Here is a 20,858-nt window from a genome sequence, read left to right on the forward strand (position 1 = left end):
GATCAGATTTCCAATGTTTCATGACTCAACCACAGTTTCATCCGGGACAGTACCTCTTTCATATTCAGCGGTTTACTAAGATAATCAGAGGCTCCTGCCGCGATACATTTATCGCGATCCTCTTTCATGGCTTTGGCAGTCAGAGCAATAATAGGGAGCTGCTTGAGATTTAATCTCTCCCGGATCTGACGAGTGGTTTCATAACCATCGAGCTCTGGCATCATGATGTCCATCATAATAATATCCGGCTTTGCTTCCCCACGTTCCAGCATCTCCAGACATTCGTATCCATTCTGTGCGGTGATTACATTCATCCCATATTGCTCAAGGGCATTCGCCAAGGCATATACATTTCGAATATCATCATCCACAACCAGGACTTGGCGCCCATTTAGTAACGATTTTTCCAGTGGAGTCAGCAGCATCTCGACGTTTGTTGAATTCATTCCTGTCGTGCTGTGTACTTCAGGAACAGTGACAGCAACCTCTTTCAAGAACAATCTGGAGTTCTGCATAACCTCAGGCTCTTCCCTTCTAAGCGGGAGGAATAGGGTGAAGACACTTCCTTGTCCCTCGCGGCTCGTTGCCGAGATTGATCCACCCAGCAGATTGGCAAGGGATTGAGATATCGACAGTCCTAGTCCGGTTCCACCGTATTTTCGGGCTGTGGCTCCATCTGCTTGCTTGAACGCATCAAAGATCTGCAACAACTTGTCTTCAGAAATGCCAATTCCGGTATCACTAACCGAGAAGGCAATGACTTCAGCCTCTACCCCGTTTTCTTCAGGGTTGGGCAGACCGACTCTGGAGATCGTTAAGGCCACTTCACCTTCATTGGTAAACTTGAATGCATTGGAGAGTAAATTCCGCAAAATCTGGTGTAAGCGCATCTCATCGGAAACAATCGTTTCTGGCAAAGGACTTTGCAGCTGAATCCGGAAATCAACTCCTTTTTGCTCAGCCGTTTTCAGGAAATATTGATTCATCGCTTCGGGCATGCTTCCAAGATAGACATCATCAAAATCCACTTCCATCTCCCCGGCTTCCACTTTGGAAAGATCGAGAATATCGTTAATCAGGTTGAGCAGATCCTTGCCTGACGCATGGATCACCGAAGCATATTTTTGTTCTTCACTATTTAAATGCTGATGCTTGTTCTCAGCCAAAATCTCAGACAGAATCAGCATACTGTTCAGCGGAGTACGCAGTTCATGTGACATATTCGCCAGAAACTCAGACTTGTAACCAGAACTTGTCCGCAGCTGATCAGCTACTTCTGCAAGCTCGCTGGCAGAGGTCTCAGCCACATCTTTTTGCAATTCCAAACGCTCGTTCAGCATGTGCAGTTCTTCTGTCTGCATATGTAACTCTTCTGTCTGAGACATCATCTCTTCAGTCTGTACCTGGAGCTTCTCCGATTGTGTCTGCAATTCTTCATTCAGTACCTGGGACTCATCATACAAATGCTGTAATTCCATCCGTGTGACGGTGGAATGAAGCGACACTCCGAAGATTTCAATTAGTTCAGTTAGCAGCTTAGTCTCCGTTGATTGGATCGGCTTCATAGAAGCCAGTTCAATGACAGCTATTGTTTTACCTTCAAATACGACTGGAGCTACCGTGAGTGATGCAGCTGAAGCATCACCCAACCCCGATGAAATGCGAATATAATTTTGCGGCAAGTCGTTCATCTGCAAAACTCGCTTCTCAATCGCACTCTGCCCCACTAATCCCTCACCCGGTGCAATGGATACTTTACCGAGGGAACGCTCTTTCTCTCCATCTGCTGCATAGGCAGCCACACGAATGAGACGATTCTCTTTCATTGCATATAACACGCCATAAGGAGCTTCCAGCAGAATCGCGACCTGGTTGAGGAACAACCGTGACAGTCCCTCCAGACTTGTTGGGTTCTGAAGGAGTGTAGCTATGCTCGCAACACGATCCTTAAGCCGATTCTGTTCCTGTACTGTGTCCAGTAATAAATTCGTTTCTTGACCCAAATCACCGACTTCATCATGTGTTCGTACAACAATACGCTGTGTAAGATTGCCACCTTGAGATATATCGCTGATGGTTTGTTTAACTTCACGCAGGGTCTTCACAATATTGCCCGAAATCACAAGAGCTGCAGCAACAGATAGTCCGGCTACGACAGCCCATAAAGTATACATTATCGTCAGCAGTGTGGAACTTCGCTCTGCAAGCTCGCTTACCCGAATTTCTGTCAGGCCCATTTCCGTGTTGCGGAAGGTTTGGAACTGAGACCTCAACAAATCAATTTCGCTTTTCCCTGGATCGGACTGGAAAAATTCAATAACTTTCTCCTGATTCCCTTGCTTTTTCAGCGCTACCGAGGCTGCTCCGGCAACATCAATCCAGCGGTTAATATGTGTTTTGATGTTTTCCAGACTCATCTGCTGGGATGGGTTATCGCTGATCAGCTCGTAAAGTTCAGCATAATTGGAGTTCCACTGGGTCATTGCTTGCGTGTATGGCTCCAAATAACTTTCTTCACCAGTAAGCATGAATCCCCGTTGTCCTGTTTCCATATTCAGAACATTTTTTTCAATTGCGTTGGTCAAGTTATGCACTTCCAGGTCGTGGTGAGTGATAAAATCAATTTCCTTCTGCGAGGCATTAATTTGGGCGGACAGAATCATCAAAACAGCCCCAAATAACAGCACCACCACGAGATAGCCCAAGACGATTTTGGAGCGTATCGTAAATCTTCTCTTTTTCGACAACGCAGAAACCTCCAATGAAATAAACAATTCCGCTCGATTAATAAAATAGTTGCATATGTAGTTTATATGTATACGTATATACTGACAAGCATTAGTTCACGAACCTCCGAGCGAGAAAAACGACCTGCGGATGCAGGTCGCTTGTTTATTCGAATGAGGTTCACTTAATGAGGATGGATTAGGCTTTCGGGGCAATCATCTTCGCCGGATCAACATACTGATCGAATTGCTCTTCCGTAAGCAGACCTGTCTGCAATGTTGCTTCTTTCAGAGACAGTCCTTCCTTGTGTGCAAGCTTGGCAATTTTGGCTGCATTCTCATAACCGATATGCGGATTAAGCGCAGTAACCAGCATAAGCGAATTATTCAGATTGTGTTCAATCTGACCGAGGTTAGGCTCAATGCCCACCGCACATTTATCGTTAAACGCCACAATAGAATCAGCAAGAAGCTGAACAGATTGCAGGAAGTTATAGATAATAACCGGTTTGAACACATTCAACTCAAAGTTCCCCTGACTTGCCGCGAAGCCAATCGCTGCATCATTCCCCATTACTTGCGTAACTACCATGGTCATCGCTTCGCTCTGGGTCGGATTCACTTTACCCGGCATAATGGAACTGCCTGGTTCGTTCTCCGGAATGCGAATTTCTCCCAAACCACTGCGCGGGCCACTAGCCAGCCAGCGAACATCATTAGCAATTTTCATCAAGTCAGCTGCAAGCGCTTTAACTGCACCGTGAGCGTACACCACTTCATCATGACTTGTAAGCGCGTGGAATTTGTTTGGCGCTGATACAAAATCCTTGCCGGTATGCTTGCCAATTTCCTTGGCTGTATAATCACCAAAGTCAGGATGTGCATTAATTCCGGTACCCACAGCAGTACCGCCAATAGCAAGTTCTTTCATATAATTCACACTATCACGAATCATGCGTTCACTCTTGTCCAGCATCGCTTCCCAGCCGCTGATCTCCTGACCGAGTGTAATTGGCGTTGCATCCTGAAGATGGGTACGTCCAATTTTGATAATGTCTTTGAATTTTTCCGATTTGTCTGCAAAAGTGGCTTTCAGCACCGCAATCGCCGGCAAAAGCTGATCTTCAACAGCAAGTACGCCAGCAACATGCAGAGCCGTTGGGAATGTATCATTAGAGCTCTGGGACATGTTCACATCATCATTCGGATGCAGACGTTCTTCCTTGCCCTTCTGTTCAAGCAGCTGATTGCCCAAATTGGCAATAACTTCATTTACGTTCATGTTGGACTGCGTTCCGCTACCCGTCTGCCACACCACGAGCGGGAAATGATCATCAATCCGTCCTGCAATAATTTCATCAGCTGCATAAGCGATAGCATCCGATTTGGCAGCTGACAATTTACCCAATTTATGGTTACTTGAAGCAGCGCTTTTTTTCAAAATGGCCAGGGCACGTACGACTTCCATCGGCATATGCTCGCGACCAATCGGAAAATTCTCCTTGCTGCGCTGCGTTTGAGCTCCCCACAGCCTGTCGGCTGGAACTTTCATTTCACCTAACGTATCTCTCTCAATGCGGTATTCCACTTGCTTGTCCTCCTCCAAAAAGATGGTTTGGGTCTCTACAACATTACGTATACATTCTTTTCTACATCGCAACTTGCATCTGTTAATTCCAAAGTCGTTTTTGAAATTTATGCAAAATGCTCTTCATGAACAAAGCCTGTGTATCTCGTCATAGTATACATGATTGCCTGCTAGATTTTCACCTTTTCGACAAAATTGTAAGCGTGCCGCAAAATGTGCGGACGTTTATTTTTACGGCTTGATTGGGTACAGACGACTGGTTTGTTCGAATAATTCACCCGGCTCAAGACCGATAAGACCGATCTCTTCAGCAGGAATGCCTTGTACATTCGGAGCATTAACCAGGTTCATCTGTGGCTCAGGGCAGAAGAAATCACCAGCCATGTTGTTATTCCAGATCATCCAGTGCTTGTAGGACGTCCCTACATCGTACACCAGCTTGTCACCGGTGCGATGATCGGTAAGCTCCATATAGTTACGCCCATTCTGCGGTTCTGCCGTATAGTGGTTGTCCATAGCTGCAAAAAACGGACTAACCCCTTCACCCTTTAATTGCTCTTCCTCCGGTGTAAGCGGTTGAAATTGTCCCGTAGGCAAAGAACGTTCGTTCAATTCACGACGCTGACCAATTGTTACTTTGGCCGTGTAATCGGATGCCTGGCTTTCCGGTGCAAAAGGTACGCTAATAGCTGTATGGAATGCGAACAAATTCGGCATACGTTCCTTTCCGTTATTGCGGACATTCAATTGCTGCTGAAGTCCCAGGCTGCTCAGTGAGTAACGGAGCGTCACAGTGAAAGTGAATGGCAAGTATTTGTAGAACTCATGTCCATCCTTCACTTCCTGACTAAGCAGAACGTAACTCTCCAGCTCGTCAGATCCATAGCCCTCCACCTTCCACTCGACGTTATGCAGGAATCCGTGCAAATGGTTGCCTGTAGCCGGTTCGTTTATAGGTAGTTGATAGACTTCACCATCCCAGGGGAAGCGACCATCCTCATAACGATTGGGTGGGGAAAGAATCGGAATTCCGTATACGGCAGGTGCAGCCATAAACTCGTCCATACGTTCCAGGTCTGGCTCACGCAAATACCGGAATCCTTGCTCTGTATCACGGAACGCGACAAGGTTAGCACCCACGCTCGGAAGGACTGCCGCTTCGAATTGATTAAAGCGAAGCCAGACGGCAGGTATACCTCCAAATTGTTCTTCGAAAGCTGCATTTTGCTGTGTCATCGTTATATGTACCTCCTGCATACTAAGGTTATATTATACGGCTCGACTATATCATGACCGCGCATAAAATACCAATCTATGATAGAGAACAAATTCATGATGGAATGACAAAAAAGACAGCTACGAAGCTCCGTGGCTGTCTTCATCCATGTATACTGCCATATTGGAATCACACCAGATTATACTGGAATGCCATGTCTGGCATCGGCTTTATTAATCCACATATTTGCCGTGATCCGGTACGGCGGTCTGTTCGAAATCCAGATCGAGTCTCTCCAGCGAATCCTTCAGCATTTCGCCAGTTAAGGAATGCCCGTGCCCGGTAACGGCGACTAATGGCTCCAGTCTTCGAATAATCTGAACCGATCGATGGGCTGCTTGCCAATCCGTTGTAAAATATGCGGGTGGACCGTGCAACTGTTTGTCCTGAAGCAGCACACTCCAGAGCGACTCCTGCTTCACGGTGACAATCGCGTCTCCGGCAATCAGGATACGGTCTTCTTTCCGAAATAGCGAGACATGCCCCGGTGTATGACCGGGTGTATGAAGCCATTCCCATCCAGAGACACCTGGAATTGAATGGTCTTCAGGCAGACTGAATATCCGATCATCCAGATTAATAGCTTCATTGGGATATGCAAATGACAATCGTGCCATCAAACCGCCACCTACGGAAGGATCGGCAGGAGGGTAATCCTTTACACCTGTTAAATAAGGTAATTCCAGCGGATGTGCATACACCGGAACACCCCAGAATTGTTCCAGTTCAATGACGGTCCCCACGTGATCAAAGTGACCATGTGTCAAAATAATCGCCGACGGCGGACCTGGAAAACGCTCTGATGCCACATGAAGTATCTGATCCGTGAAACTTGCCATTCCAGTGTCCACGAGCACCCAGTTCCTGCTTCCCGGCTCACCGATGAACACAACATTAACGAATAGTGTACGCAGACTGAGGATATCGTGCCCGACTGCTTCAAGTCCCGTCATTCCTGCTGTAATCAAATTGTCAGATGCCATTCACGGTTACCTCCCATTCAGGCGGATTGTCTCTCTGGTTCCATTCATCTGTCGTAGACTTCCCTTTTTCTGGAGCATCTATTCCTTCATACCAATAAAATAGACGGTGGACACCCTGTTTCAGGCATACACCGTCTAGTATAATCAGCTACATTCCATAATAGAACAACAATATCTCGGACAGTTACGCCGGATATGCTTCCAGTGCCGCATCAAGCAACTGATTGTACATATCATCATCGTTTTCCAACAGCTCGTCCATACGCAGCAATTCCTCTTCATCACCGGATTGTTCAGTGAAATGAAGACTATAGTCCCAATCCTTGCCGTTCTTGCTCATAAACGTAATTTCATAAACTGACTTTTCGCCTTCTGCACGAAAAACCGTATTCCCTACAAAATTCTTCTCATCTTCACGACGCATCTCTGCACGAATAATCTCAATATTCACAATCGTTCTCTCCTTTAAACTTTCATCTGTTGCAGGTCTCCACAATTTATGGTAAACCTAGTTTGGTAATTATTATTGGTTAATTGTACAATATATATCGTAGCAACGTATACCTTATTCAATGAGGGAACCATACTGACTCCTTACATACCTGTAATGAGGACTATAATAACAAACAGCTACGATATTATAACAAACGGGAGGAAAAAATAGCATGAACAATTTCGAAACGAATTTACAACAATATGCCGAACTGGCTGTCAAAGTTGGTGTCAATGTCCATCCTGGGCAGACTCTCGTCGTGAACGCACCAATCTCGGCAGCACATTTTGTGCGCCTGATTGTCAAAGCCGCTTATGGCACAGGTGCCAAGCTGGTCAAAGTAAACTGGAGTGATGAAGTTATCACACGTCTTCACTATGATCTCGCACCAGAGGAATCCTTCTCCATTGAACCAAAATGGTTTGCAGGCGAAATGACCGAACTCGTAGAAGAAGGTGCCGCCATTCTGCACGTTATCGCAGAAAATCCGGACCTGCTTGCGGGTGTTCCTCAAGAGCGGATCGTGACTAGTCAGAAAGTTCGCGGTAAAGCAATGGAGAAATATCGTTCCTATCAGATGGCAGATAAATTCAGCTGGTCCATTGTGGCAGTTCCTTCCCCTGAATGGGCAGCGAAAGTATTCCCTGATCTTCCGGCTGAGCAGCAAATCGATAAATTGTGGGATGTTATCTTCAAAACCGTTCGCATTGGTGAGCAGGATGCTGTCGCGGAATGGAAAACACATTTGCTGAATCTCGACTCCCGTGCTGATCTGCTCAACGAGAAGAAATACAAAAAGCTACACTATACTGCCCCTGGCACAGACCTGACTATCGAGCTTCCAGAAGGACATCTGTGGGTATCCGGTGGCAGCATTAATGAGCAGGGACATGTGTTCGTTGCCAATATGCCTACTGAGGAAGTGTTCACCGCTCCACTAAAGACCGGAGTTAACGGTACAGTTCGCAGCACCAAGCCACTGAGTTATGGCGGTAACCTGATCGACGGCTTCTCCATCACTTTCGAGAATGGTCGGATTGTTGATTATACTGCTGAACAGGGACTCGATTCACTGAAAAGCTTGATTGAAATGGATGAAGGTGCGCATTATCTCGGCGAGGTAGCTCTTGTTCCACATCAATCGCCGATTTCCGATACGAATATTTTGTTCTACAACACCCTTTTTGATGAAAATGCATCCAACCACTTGGCGATCGGTAATGCGTATGCCTTCTGTCTGGAAGGCGGCAAAACGATGTCCAAAGAGGAATTGATCAACCATGGCATGAACTCCAGTCTCACTCATGTGGATTTCATGATTGGATCAGGAGAAATGAACATTCACGGTGTCACTTCTGAAGGTAGTGAAGAGCCAATCTTCCTGCAAGGCAACTGGGCTTTCTAATTTAAACAGTACAATTAAATAAACGGTGAATTGAGAGAGAGGATCACTCCTCTCTTTTCCTGCGTATGCGGGTCATTCATGATATGGAGGAACCTGATATGTTGAGTTTTGAACAGAAACTGGATCGTTATGCTGAACTAGCCGTAAAAGTAGGCGCTAATGTTCAACCCGGACAAATCTTTGTTATCAGCGCCATGATTGATACAGCTGAATTTGTGCGTTTGTTGGTACGCAAAGGTTACGAGGCAGGAGCAAAGAAAGTCATCGTCAAGTATGGAGACGAAACAGTCAATCGGCTGCGGTTTGAAATGGCGCCCGAGGATTCGTTCCAAGACCCGCCGAAATGGCATGCCGCTGAACTTGAGGAGCTGGCAGCGAACGATGCTGCGTTCTTGACCGTTTTGTCATCCAGCCCCGACCTCTTGAAAGGCATCGATCCGGAGCGTATTTCCACCCACCAGCGTACATATGGTCAGGCCATGTCCAAATACCGTCAGTATCAGCAGGCCGACAAAATGAGCTGGACAGGAGTGGCCTGTCCTTCACTGGATTGGGCCGCAAAGGTCTTCCCTGATCTTCCCCCTGCCGAGCAGATGAAACAGCTCTGGGAAGCCATTTTTGCCGCTGTAAGAGCCGATCTGGAAGATCCTGTTGCGGCTTGGGAGCAGCATATTGAACGTTTGGAGCACAAAGCAGTTGCCCTGAACAGTAAAAAATATAAAGCTCTGCATTTTGTCTCACCGGGGACCGACCTTACCGTTGATCTTCCTGAAGGGCACATTTGGGCGCAGGCGGGAAGTATTAACGAACAAGGTACCCGTTTTGTGGCCAACATTCCGACAGAGGAAGTGTTCACTGCGCCAGCCAAATATGGAGTGAACGGCACAGTTTCCAGCACCAAACCGCTTAGTTACGGCGGAAGCATCATTGATCGCTTCTCCCTTACGTTTGAGAATGGGCGCATCATTGATTTCCACGCCGAAGAAGGTCAGGATACACTAGAAAGACTCATCAATATGGATGAAGGCTCGCATTATCTCGGCGAGGTCGCTTTGGTGCCCTTCCATTCTCCAATCTCGGAAAGTGGTATTCTCTATTACACAACGCTATATGATGAGAATGCTTCTTGTCACCTCGCGATTGGCAGTTCCTATGCCTTCAATATCGATGGCGGCAAGACCATGTCTACTGAAGAGCTTGCAGCTCGCGGCATGAACTCCAGCATTACACACGTGGACTTCATGATGGGTTCATCGGAAACGAATATTTACGGGATGACGGCAAATGGTGAGCGTGAAGCCATCTTCCTGAACGGCGACTGGGCTTTCTAAGCCATTTATATCTGTTCTACTACGATTATTAGATAACACATAGAGGCTGCCCTTCTGACCATGATTTACTGGTTAGTGAGCAGCCTCTCTCTATTTTGAATATATTTTTTCTGCTTCTGTCGGACTAACCTCCCATTGTATCGCTTCCATATAATGTTGTAAAATGAAATGATACCAATGTTTGTGGATTGTTCACCAGAAAGGAGAACATCATGGCCAATCGGCTCCAATTACTCTTAGCCTCGGATTTCCATAATTTGGGCCCTCAGCTTCAAGAAGAAGTGTACTACGAATACTATAATATGGTTCATGGTCTCATCGTTTACATCATCAAAGAACGTGCAGCAGCAGAAGATATCATCCAGGAAGCTTTTATCAAAATCATTAAAAACAAACCGATCTTCGACAACGAAGTCAAACTGAAAGCATGGCTGAAGGTTGTCACACGGAATACCGCTATTAATTATCTGAGAAAAAATAAAAATAACCGTAACCAACTCGATACGGATAGTGTTTTTATAGATATGGAGACAATTAATCAGACGGCAGCTTCCGTGGAGAGCACGGTGGAAACTCAAATGATGCAGGAATCCATCGAGTTCTATCTGGAACAGCTTAAACCGGAATATCGTGTTCTCGTAGAGCTGCGCTGGAAAGAAGGTCTTTCCTATAGGGAAATGGCCGATCTACTTGATACATCCGAAGAAATTGTGAAGCAACGTTTGTTCAGAGCCCGCGGAAGTATCAAGAAGAAATTACATAAGGAATGGGGTGGAAGTATTGAGCAAAGGCAAGTCCGATAAGCATATTGATTCATTTGATTCAGAGCTGGAAGACGAATTTTTCGATGCCGCGTTTGATATGGCTTTTGACGAAGCTTTCCATCAGGCTGTATCTGCCACCCCGACTGTGTCCAACACCGAACCCATGCGTCAATCCTGGCTCCAAGTTCAAAAGGAAATCGCCCGAATTGGCGCGCGCAAGAAAAGAATGCGCACCATACGATTATCTGTCATTGTGGCTGCGTCCGTGACCATCGGCGCCGTCATCTTCAGTCTGCCTTCCGGGACACAAGCTGTTTCCCCCTTTGTTCAATCAGTTAAGGAGTGGGGTAATGGCGTAAAATCCATTGTTATCGAAGATCGTACAACTCAGTTGGGTGCTGATCCATCTACAGCCAAGACCCCCCCGCCTCCTGAACGGGGAATCAATGAAGCTCCCAAATTCTATTCCGGAGACATACCAGAAGATGAGATTGTACTCCCCTTCTATGAGGAATCACACTTGCTTGAACCTATTGTAGTAACAAAGGATATCGCACGCTCAGGATTTAAGGGTGACTTTTTGCTGTCAAAAGCCATACCCGAGCGGTTTACAAAGATTAAATATGAACTTATGCTGGACACCCTCAATCCCGTCAATCCGGAGGATTATTATGAATCTGAACGCATGAGAGTTCGTTATACTGGTGTCGGCAAAAATGGTGAAGAAGAAATCATTCAGTTTGATTATGCCTATGTTATGCCGGGTCAGGTCATTGAGGGGCCCATGCTTCGCGAAACAAGTATCGTCAAATTAGCAGATGGCAGCGATGCTTTTATGTACCTCGGGCCCCCCTATAATACCTTTCAATGGATGATGGGTTCTGTAAACATGAGCTTATTCGGGACTGTCTCGGAAGAGGAAATGACTGCTATTGCCAATGACCTGCAAGAACAAAAATTTCCGGGCAGTACCCAAAAATAAATTAAAATAACACGTTGCTTGAAATATGTGTTGTTGTCTCAGGTTTGACCCCGTCATCGGCCGTGTGAAGACTGACGACTCGATAGTAATATCCGGTTATAACGGTCCAGCTCGATTGGGCATTGAGGGACTGAGTTTGTGTTTTCTTCTTGGAACCGGATTGGAAAAGTATCCAGGCTGATCCCGTCCAGCGCTCAAGTCGATAATCGACTTGCAGTGATTTCATTTCCGAGAAGGTCGTTGTCGTTGTATTTACAATCGCAGTCAACCCGCCTCCAGGTGTAACCGTCCCCACTGCCTGATAGATATATTTTGGAGAAGACAGTGTATTAATACTTGGTTCCAATGGCGGTGGTGGTGGAGTAAGTGCGTGAGGTTTGATACTTGGACTGGCGACAGCTACCCCAGTGGTTGTTGGTATGGCAAGGAACATAGGTGCTGATAGTGCTGCAACAATCATGACTTTCAGCATGGACGTTATTCTCAAATTCCGCATATGTATCCACCTTTCACTTCCAAATTTTGTTTTTGTGTAAATATTAAACGGATGTAGGGGTTTGAAGGTTTCAAAAAAAATAAAAGACGCTCCGACATTCATGTTGGCAGCGTCTTTTGGTTCTTTAATGCATCTTTGGGTGAATACTTCCAGAATGGATGAAACCTAAATATTCCATTCCGTATCCACTAGATAACGTCTATATGAATTGATTCTCGCGTGAAAGTTATACGTCCCATCATCAGCTACCTTGACGGGCTACAAAATGGTTCGTCCCTATGTTCCAATACTCAGGAACCTGCTGCCTGTAACCATTAAAGGGCAAAACAAAAGCCGCACAGTGAAATCATCCACCGCACGGCTTCTCTATAGATCGGAATCTCCTGTCACCCAAAAATGATACCTTGATCAGGCTCCTTCGCCTTCAACCATCAGTTCCAGCTTAATCACATTTACACGTGAAATCCGCTTATGCTCGGTCTCTTGAATAACAAAGACATATCCGCCATACTCTACCGACTGCCCCACTTCTGGAGGGATGGCCTCTACTCTGGAGTATAACCAGCCGCCAATCGTATCATAATCCGCCCGGTCCATATCCAGCCCAAAGCGCTCACTAACCTCTTCAATCAGCATAAGGCCGTCAATGGAGTACTCCATCTCATCCACTTTCTCAATGGAAGGACGTTCTTGGTCAAATTCGTCCTGAATCTCGCCCACGATCTCTTCCATGATATCTTCCAGCGTCACAAGGCCGGAGGTTCCTCCGTACTCATCAATCAGGATGGCAATCTGTGTCTTGCTGCGCTGCATCCGCTTGAGCAGGTCACTGATCGGGGTAGAATCGGGTACCGCTAGAATCGGTCGAATCACCGAAATAGTATCTGTAAGCTGTGACCGCATCAGGTCTTTAATGTGAATAAAACCGATAATATGGTCTTTGTCACCGTTATATACCGGATAACGGGTACGCATGCTTTCACTAGCGATTTCCAGATTTTCCAGCATGGACTGATTGGCATTCAGGCAGATCATTTCCGTCCGCGGAATCATAATTTCACGGGCGGTTGTTGCCGTAAAATCAAATATATTATCAACAAGCGCCAATTCAGTATTGTCAATTAAACCGCTCTTATTGCTTTCTTTCATCAGAATGCGTATTTCATCTTCACTATGCGCCGAGTCATGTTCCGAGGCCGGTGCCATGCGAAACACTCTCAGCAGGCTGTTCGCCATGCCATTCAATGCCCATATAAAGGGATACATTAATTTGTAAAAGAACGTAAGCAGCGCCGCAGACCATAACGTAATCGTCTCTGATTTGCGGATTGCCATCGTCTTGGGAGCAAGTTCCCCGAGTACAATATGCAAAATTGTAATAATAACAAAAGCAATCGCAATGGAAATCCCGTGTACGTATACCGGACCCATTCCAAATGCAGTAAACATGGGCTCTAACAGGTGAGCAATCGCCGGCTCTCCCAGCCACCCGAGTCCAAGTGAAGCAAGCGTTATGCCCAATTGGCAAGCGGATAGGTAAGCATCCAGGTTGCGTACAATATTGGAAGCATACATCGCATTTTTGTTGCCTGTTTCCACCAAAGCTTCAATCCGGCTGCCACGAACTTTGACCATCGCGAATTCTGCCGAGACAAAGAAACCATTCATCAATACAAGCAAAGCAATTAAAAATAAATTTAATATACTCGGTAAGGGGTCACTCAAATTATCATCCTATTCGCCGTCATTCTTCGGCAAATAGGTCCACCTCCTTCGAAAATGTAGGATATTTGCCATTCTGCCGCTCATATGCAGTTTCAACTTCCCAATGCGTTCACCTCCACCTTCTTCTGTCGAATAACAAGGATATGCTTCTTTTATTATATAATTCTACACTACACAGTCAATCCGTGTCCTATGACAACGAAATGATGCTTACGGGCTATTTCGTTAACAAATGTACCGATTTCGCAGTTTTTTTTACGTTTTACTAATAAACATATGCATCTTCTTGCTTATAGTTTAACCTTTTTCTTACGCTCAGATGATAAATCAGCTATATACTTCCAATTAGAACAACAATTTGATTTCGGAGGTATGCACATTGAAAATTAATCATGCAATGAAATGGAACGCGTTGCTGCTTAGTGCAGCTGTCGCAATTACAGCAGTGCCTTGGCAAGTTCATGCAGAACCCCTTTCTTCACAGCAACAGACGGCACCTGCCGCATTTACCATTCTGCCTATTGACCGTGCTCAGATTCTGGCAGGACAAAAACTGGATTTCCGGGTTGAATTGAATGGGGCCAAGCTGAAATCCGGGGATATCAAAATCCAGATTAATGGTTTGTCACCAGACAAATACTTCGGTAAATCCGGTACATGGACAAGCAGTAACGATCTGAGCACAGAGTACACTATTCGGGATGTTACCTTTCATGAGAGCGATTCCATTGTGGTAACCGCCGAAACGACTGCTACAGGTAAGCGCACATATTCACGGGTCGTATACCAAGTGTTCGATCCTTCCAAAGATACAGCCACACTGACAAATGGTGAGCAGGCCAAAAATGTCGTTCTGATGATTGGTGATGGCATGAGCGCGAATATTCGCACCGCTGCTCGCGTGGTATCCAAGGGCATTCACGAAGGCAAATTCAATGGCTGGCTGGAGATGGAACAAATGGAGGCCATGGGTATGGTCACCACGTCAGGTATGGATTCCATCGTCACCGATTCGGCCAATAGTGCTTCCGCTTATGCAACTGGTCACAAAACGGCTGTCAATGCCGAGGGTGTCTACCCGGACAATACGCCAGATCCTTTTGACGATCCAAAGGTGGAAAACATCGTCGAGCTGGTCAAACGGACACGTGGCATGGCTACCGGCCTTGTAACGACTGCGGATGTAACGGATGCCACACCGGCAGCGATGGCCGTACACACACGTAAGCGCGGGGAACAAGAAGCAATCGCCAGCATGTATCTGAATGAAGCCAACCGACCGGATGTTATTCTGGGTGGTGGACTGGAATGGTTCCTTCCAGCGAATGATGGTGGAAAACGCAAAGATGGACGTAATATTGTGGAGGAGTTCAAAAAAGAAGGATATACCTACGTTACAGATGCAACGAACTTGGACAAGTCCGCCTCTACCAAATCATTGCTTGGCTTATTCCGCAAAGGCAACATGAACGTATATTATGACCGGGAATATACTCAGCCTAACAACGCAGAAATTGTAGGCAAGGATACGGATCAGCCAACGTTGATGGAAATGACCGACACTGCCCTCCAGGTGCTGGAGCAGAATAAAAACGGATTTTTCCTGATGGTCGAAGGCGCATCCATTGATAAACAGGCTCACACCATGGATTTTGAACGCTCGATATGGGATGCGATTGAATTCGATCAAACGGTCGGTCGTGTTAAGGCCTACGCGAAGGAACATCCGGATACGCTCATTATCGTTACATCAGACCACGGTCATTCCCTTACGCTTAACGGAACGTATAACACGGAAGCTGCCAAAGGAAAATCAGGCGACGAGCTCCGTGAATTGATCGGCACATATGCGGATTCCAAATTTCCGACATATGTGGATGAAGACGGCGATGGCTTCCCGGACAACCCGGACTCCGAGTGGAAAATTGCTGTAGGCTGGGGCAATATGCCGGACAATAATGAGGATTATCTTGCCAATCCGGTGCCAATTAGTCCCACCATTCAGGACCCTAACGTGAAGGACAAAACCTGGTATATCGCCAACCCGGATAAGGATCCGAACGGTGTGCACTATACGGGTAACCTGCCTCATGATGAAGGCCAGGAAGTACACACATTCGACGATGTGCCAATCAATGCCTCGGGACCCGGGTCTCGTCTGTTTACCGGTTATCTCGATAATACGGATGTATTCCGCAAGATGGTAACCGCATTGAAGTTGGATGCATCCAAGTAAAAAAAGGTTGAGTAAACAAAGAGTATCCTCGCTCATGTTCAGGCATGGCGGCGGGATACTCTTTTTTCATGACGCTATGGATGACAATTGGACAGCACGCTTATCTGCTGCTCTACGGCTTCTATTGCTTTGCTTTTATTCTGCTTCTACTGCCATCTCACCTCTACAGGATCACTATGGTCTCATTAACGGTGTCCCAGCGCCAAGGCGTGTCATTTCCTTCACCAATCTGAAGACCACCAATCCAGGACTTATCATTTCTTAACAGTGTCCAATCTACTTCTTCATTCAGCACCTGAACACCCAGATCGGTCAGAGACAAGACACTGTGACGGAAATCGTCATGCTGCTGCTGAAAATCAGGAAACGCTTGTACACCGCTTAATTGAAGTAATGCATGAGGTTCCTCCGTCATTCTCTTCAGATGAGCCCAGTACTCCAGATCACCCATTCCCAGAATATGCAGTTGGTCTCCAACATGCTTGAACAATGGATAAGGGCTGTTCACGCCCTCTCTCACGGCCTCCAGTGTGGATTGCTCAATTGTGCCCAATCCGTTCGATACAGAAGGCAGACGGGACAGGTGGGCCTTGAATGCAGCATGTGCAAAAGGGAGCACCGATGTGTTTTTCAGCAAGTAGTCCCTATGATCCTGAATGTCAGATGATGCATACGCTGTCCAAAACTCGCTACCAGCATGGATTTCCTCTGCCCCCATCACGTGCCAGGTACCTGATAAACGTCCGATCTGTGATGGTGTGAGTTGCCCCAGGCCCCGAAAATGTTCAATATCCGGATAGGCATCGATACATAACAGATTCAGCTTCGTGTCACGTAGATCCTTTTCCTTGAAATAGTGCAGCAAGTACGATAGCATCGCCTGATCGTAGAGATCATACTCAAACCACAGAACGATCTCTTTGTATTGATGGAATGATTGTAACGTTTGCTCAAGTTCCTTAATTTTCAAATATTCAGTCTGTGGTATACCCAAGTGCTGCTCCAAACACTGTGCACGTTCACTTCGTGCCGTCTCATTCCCCATTTCTCTCGTTAACGGTCCAAATGTATAGAGCTCTCGCCAGACCAGAATCTCACCTTTAATCCCGCTTTGTCTTAATCGATCTGCCGCATGGTCACCATTCATAATGTGAAGCATCCCTTTTCCTCCTTCATATAGATCACTAAATACTGAAATTACATCCGCCACAGGCAGTGAACGTCTGAGCCTGGACCTGGCATCATACAGCCGTTTTTTAAGCGCCGGAACGTTGACCCCGAGGTATTCCGACATTTCCTTGAGTGAATAGCCTTGAAAGTAAAACAGTTCAACCGCAAGCTGCATGGAAGATGGCAAAATCGAAATTGATTCTCGCAGGAGACGATGCACCTCACCTTTCAAAGCCTGTTCTTCAGGATTATGAGCCTGATCCTCTTCCTGGAATAGATCCTGAATTTCCATAACCGGAACAGTGGCATGTTGTTTACGCCTGAGCTGACGATAACACTGTCTCTCCACAATGACTTTGAACCACCCGGGAAAAGCATCCGGATTGTCCAGCTTGGACAGATTGGCAAAGGCCTCTGTGAACGCCTCTTGAACGGCATCTTCGGCCAGGAACATGTCCTCTAATTTTTGATAGGCGACAGCCAGTGCCATTCCGCGAAATTGCGTCATCAGCTGTTCGTAAGCCTCGGCTTTCCCCCGAATTGCTCCATCGATCAAGTTCTTCAATGTGTTTGCTCCTTCCTTTGTACTTGCTGCATGATGTATTTATCTTTAAGTGCCCTGATCTGAGAAAAAGGTTACTTTCAACTGTGTTTTTATTTTATTTAAATTGATGTTCTATATCATAATATAGGAAAAGCCGTCCCGTTTGCGGAATAACATCCACATTCGAGACAGCCTGTGTAGGGTCATGTTATATTATGTTTTGTTTTTCGCTACAGATTAGCGTCTGCTTGGTTGTTGCGGATAGTTCCCGATCACACCTGGATATTGATACAACAACGGCTCATCGAATGTAGCGTAGTCGAAGTTGACCATCAAAAGTATAATCCGTTTTCCATTGTTCGGGTCACTGATAATGATATGGTCACGACCAGCTGCTTCCAGTATGCCTTGGAAAATACGGGCGTTCCACTCTTTGTTACCTTCGTAAGTCATGTAGAATGTTCCACATTTGCCCAGGTTGAGCCGCAGGATATTTTCGATATAGGACTGTTCAAACTGCGGCGCAGTTGTTGTTACTACACCACCCGTTGGAGTCATTGGGGCACCGCTAGATACGAGCGGAGGTACGCCGCCTGTGGAGCTAGGTGAGACCATGCCTGGTGTTGGCGACATCATGGGCATACCGTTACCGATTTTATAAGACGTTCCTTGCACTTGCGAATTGGCCTGTTGGCCCATAACTTGCGAATTGGCCTGCTGGCCCATAACTTGTGTTTGTTGATAAGGCTGATTAATCATTGTGATTCCTCCCAAAATTTAATATACGGTTGGACAGTCTTCGCCTGTTGGACTGAAGAAACAATGCGCCTTGAAGCGGCCTGTATTTTGCTGGTCATACCAAGTTGGTGGACATTCTCCCACTGGACGGAAAAACCACAGAGAGTTGCTGGCTGGCCAGAAGCGTTCGCCATTAATGACACGCTGTGCCAGGCGTATTTCCGATTGTCTTGCCCGTTGGTAGAAGTACCCTTTTTGCGTGGACTCGAAGCCACCCGGATTCTGAAATACCATTCGATTAATATCCCGAATATCACCGAAATCCAAGCAATCACCCAGCACCCGGTTTACACCTACATTGCCTACAAGCAGCATGCCTTGTTCGCCGTCACCTTCAGCCTCCGCTCTCATCAGCCTAGCGAGCAGCTTGACGTCTTCCGAGTTGGCTTTAATAACAGCCATATCCTGTTTCCTCCCTTGTTGAACCTCTCATCACCGTATATCGTATTGTGCAGACGCCCATTCGGTGACACAATTTCACATTTTGTTATAAAAAAAAGCCCGGAACCTCACCCTATGTGAAGTCCCGAGACAAAACATTTCCTATATAACCTGCCTATTCAGGGCTTGGCTTGAATCCAGTAATCGTAAGCATGAACAATATTGCCTTTGTAGGCTTTATACTCGCTCAACAGATCTGGAAGCAGAGCGAGCTGACGTTCCATTTCCGCTGCTCCTTTATCATAAAATGAAATATGTCTGCCTTCAAAATTCTCTTTCATCTCCACCGAGATCAAAAGTGATTTACCCAGACGGTCCGCGATTTTCATTTCCTGACTAACGACGTCCGCAATTCCATTGGAGCCTTCAGCAATGTTACGGAATGCCATTAGAGATACGTGATCCAGTGTTGTGATCATGTATTCACTGACAGACATGTCTTTCCCCGGTAACGGGAACGTATCGAGCCAAACGGCCAGATCGGCACTCGTTTCCAGATCACTGTCCTTTTTCGTCTCATCATGGAAATAAGCAATATTGGCCGCCCATTCGGTCAGCAATGTATCCCGATCATATTCCCATTCAGGTAGGGTGTATGGCTCGATATCAAGATGGATGCCCTTAAAACGTTCATCCGGTTCAGATTCAGCATTATAATTTTTCACATAATCGATCAAGCGCTGTATCCGTGGCCGGTTCTCCTTTTTGCCCCAGATCGGATGGCCACCCATGGCATGGACCTCAATCCCTTGAGCCTGAGCACGTTTCACAAAACTGCGATAACTGGAATACGGTTGATCCAGATCAAGCCTCACGTATAACCAATTAATGTTTTGCGCTTTGGCGAACTCCAGAATGTGGTCTCCCCCGTCATGCGTAACCTGAGAAGCTTGCCAGATGTAGGTTCCCCGAATTTCCGGTTGATTGGTCGGTTTCTCGGGTTCAGGCTGTTCCTCTGGCTCCAGCTGCCCCCAGTACACGATGTCATGCACAGCCGAACCTGCGTAGGAAGCATGATTCGTGAATGCCGAGGCTACCTCCTTTACCACACTCTCCAATTGCGTTGCACCTTTGCCGGCAAACGTAGTGAACTCTTCCCCAGGCATCGGCTTGGTGTTTACCCCAACGGTAATAGAACCATTTCTGGCGTCGGCCCATATCATTTCCTGTTCTACCAAACGTATAATTCCATTGTTTCCTTGCGCACTATCACGATAAGCGAGCAGCGTAATATGATCAAATTGCCCGATAAACCAGTGTGACAATGACTCGTTATCCGCATCATCAGTCGTTCTGCTGCCCGTCACGGTGTAAGAATCCAGCCAAAAAGGCAAGTCAACATTCACTTCAACCGCCCCGGCCTGGTTCACGTTTTCCTGTAATAGCTTCATATTGGCAACCCAGGATTGCACCAGCGGCTTGGCATCTTCTTTCCACTGTGGCAGTACATAGGGCTTGATATCCAGGTGTATGGCGTCAAATCGCTCTTCCGGCTCTGCAGCCAGATTATAATTGCTCACCCAGGACGCCAGCTTGAGCATCGGACCTTCACGACCACTCACTGCCCAGGACGGATCTCCTCCAAGAGCTTCAACTGCAATTCCAGCCTTGCTGGCTTTGGATATAAACGTATGATAGACCTCCTGTGACAGATTCATATCCACATTCACATACAGCCTGTTAATCTTATGTTTAGCTGCATTCTCCAGCAGCTCATTTCCTCCATCACTGACAGACTTGGCCTGCCATACCCAGGCTGCTCGTATATCTGCGTCAGCATCAGCAGTAGATTCAAAGCCTGTCATTATAATCCCTCCAATCAGCAGTAATAGCCAAAACACTTTCCGGGATGAGTTCCCGAACATATTCTCCCTCCATTCCTGTACTGTGGTAAAATCAC

16 protein-coding genes are annotated in these 20,858 nt (G+C 46.4%); 5 read left to right on the plus strand and 11 right to left on the minus strand.

The window, feature by feature from the left end:
* Positions 1–2 precede the first annotated feature (2 nt).
* From Q0V21_RS09215 to Q0V21_RS09235, 5 genes are all read right to left on the minus strand, one after another.
* Entirely contained in the window at positions 3–2,747 is a 2,745-nt protein-coding gene (locus tag Q0V21_RS09215; protein ID WP_301878553.1) for a CHASE3 domain-containing protein, read from the minus strand.
* Positions 2,748–2,925: 178 nt separating this feature from the next.
* Positions 2,926–4,314 (minus strand): class II fumarate hydratase, encoded by a 1,389-nt coding sequence (gene fumC, locus Q0V21_RS09220; RefSeq protein WP_301878554.1) that lies wholly within the window; start codon positions 4,312–4,314, stop codon positions 2,926–2,928.
* 231 nt (positions 4,315–4,545) lie between these two features.
* Positions 4,546–5,550, minus strand: coding sequence for an aldose 1-epimerase (locus Q0V21_RS09225; protein WP_079344590.1), 1,005 nt, complete (start codon positions 5,548–5,550; stop codon positions 4,546–4,548).
* A gap of 213 nt (positions 5,551–5,763) precedes the next feature.
* Positions 5,764–6,573, minus strand: coding sequence for an MBL fold metallo-hydrolase (locus Q0V21_RS09230; protein ID WP_024632020.1), 810 nt, complete (start codon positions 6,571–6,573; stop codon positions 5,764–5,766).
* 184 nt (positions 6,574–6,757) lie between these two features.
* Positions 6,758–7,024 (minus strand): hypothetical protein, encoded by a 267-nt coding sequence (locus Q0V21_RS09235; RefSeq protein ID WP_024632021.1) that lies wholly within the window; start codon positions 7,022–7,024, stop codon positions 6,758–6,760.
* A gap of 214 nt (positions 7,025–7,238) precedes the next feature.
* Between Q0V21_RS09235 and Q0V21_RS09240 the strand changes: the two genes are divergently transcribed.
* The 4 genes from Q0V21_RS09240 to Q0V21_RS09255 all read left to right on the plus strand — a co-directional run bounded on the left by Q0V21_RS09240 (position 7,239) and on the right by Q0V21_RS09255 (position 11,548).
* The gene (locus tag Q0V21_RS09240; protein WP_301878557.1) at positions 7,239–8,471 is read left to right on the plus strand and encodes an aminopeptidase; all 1,233 of its coding nucleotides are present in this window, start codon (positions 7,239–7,241) and stop codon (positions 8,469–8,471) included.
* A 98-nt stretch (positions 8,472–8,569) separates the two neighbouring features.
* Entirely contained in the window at positions 8,570–9,802 is a 1,233-nt protein-coding gene (locus Q0V21_RS09245; protein WP_301878558.1) for an aminopeptidase, read from the plus strand.
* Positions 9,803–10,014: 212 nt separating this feature from the next.
* A complete protein-coding gene (locus Q0V21_RS09250) occupies positions 10,015–10,605 on the plus strand; it encodes an RNA polymerase sigma factor (protein ID WP_024632024.1) in 591 nt (196 codons plus the stop codon).
* A complete protein-coding gene (locus Q0V21_RS09255) occupies positions 10,583–11,548 on the plus strand; it encodes a hypothetical protein (protein WP_301878561.1) in 966 nt (321 codons plus the stop codon). Before Q0V21_RS09250 ends, Q0V21_RS09255 begins: the two co-directional genes overlap by 23 nt.
* Position 11,549: 1 nt before the next feature.
* On the opposite strand, the gene Q0V21_RS09260 is transcribed toward Q0V21_RS09255, so the two are convergent.
* The gene (locus tag Q0V21_RS09260; protein WP_079344586.1) at positions 11,550–12,044 is read right to left on the minus strand and encodes a hypothetical protein; all 495 of its coding nucleotides are present in this window, start codon (positions 12,042–12,044) and stop codon (positions 11,550–11,552) included.
* A 408-nt stretch (positions 12,045–12,452) separates the two neighbouring features.
* Positions 12,453–13,769 carry a hemolysin family protein gene (locus Q0V21_RS09265; protein ID WP_079344585.1) on the minus strand — a complete coding sequence of 439 codons (1,317 nt, stop codon included), beginning with the start codon at positions 13,767–13,769 and terminating at the stop codon, positions 12,453–12,455.
* A 379-nt stretch (positions 13,770–14,148) separates the two neighbouring features.
* Between Q0V21_RS09265 and Q0V21_RS09270 the strand changes: the two genes are divergently transcribed.
* A complete protein-coding gene (locus Q0V21_RS09270; RefSeq protein WP_301878562.1) occupies positions 14,149–16,005 on the plus strand; it encodes an alkaline phosphatase in 1,857 nt (618 codons plus the stop codon).
* Between the two features lie 163 nt (positions 16,006–16,168).
* Here Q0V21_RS09270 and Q0V21_RS09275 read toward each other — a convergent pair whose 3' ends face one another.
* From Q0V21_RS09275 to Q0V21_RS09290, 4 genes are all read right to left on the minus strand, one after another.
* Positions 16,169–17,740, minus strand: coding sequence for a sigma-70 family RNA polymerase sigma factor (locus Q0V21_RS09275; RefSeq protein WP_301878563.1), 1,572 nt, complete (start codon positions 17,738–17,740; stop codon positions 16,169–16,171).
* Between the two features lie 216 nt (positions 17,741–17,956).
* Positions 17,957–18,478 (minus strand): spore coat protein GerQ, encoded by a 522-nt coding sequence (gene gerQ / locus Q0V21_RS09280; protein WP_443145781.1) that lies wholly within the window; start codon positions 18,476–18,478, stop codon positions 17,957–17,959.
* An 18-nt stretch (positions 18,479–18,496) separates the two neighbouring features.
* Positions 18,497–18,919, minus strand: coding sequence for a cell wall hydrolase (locus tag Q0V21_RS09285; protein ID WP_063563952.1), 423 nt, complete (start codon positions 18,917–18,919; stop codon positions 18,497–18,499).
* Positions 18,920–19,077: 158 nt separating this feature from the next.
* Positions 19,078–20,763: a hypothetical protein gene (locus tag Q0V21_RS09290; protein WP_301878567.1), complete on the minus strand. Its 1,686-nt coding sequence runs from the start codon at positions 20,761–20,763 to the stop codon at positions 19,078–19,080.
* Positions 20,764–20,858: the final 95 nt, after the last annotated feature.

This window comes from Paenibacillus sp. 11B (assembly GCF_030487755.1).
In the GTDB taxonomy this organism is placed as follows: domain Bacteria; phylum Bacillota; class Bacilli; order Paenibacillales; family Paenibacillaceae; genus Paenibacillus; species Paenibacillus vandeheii.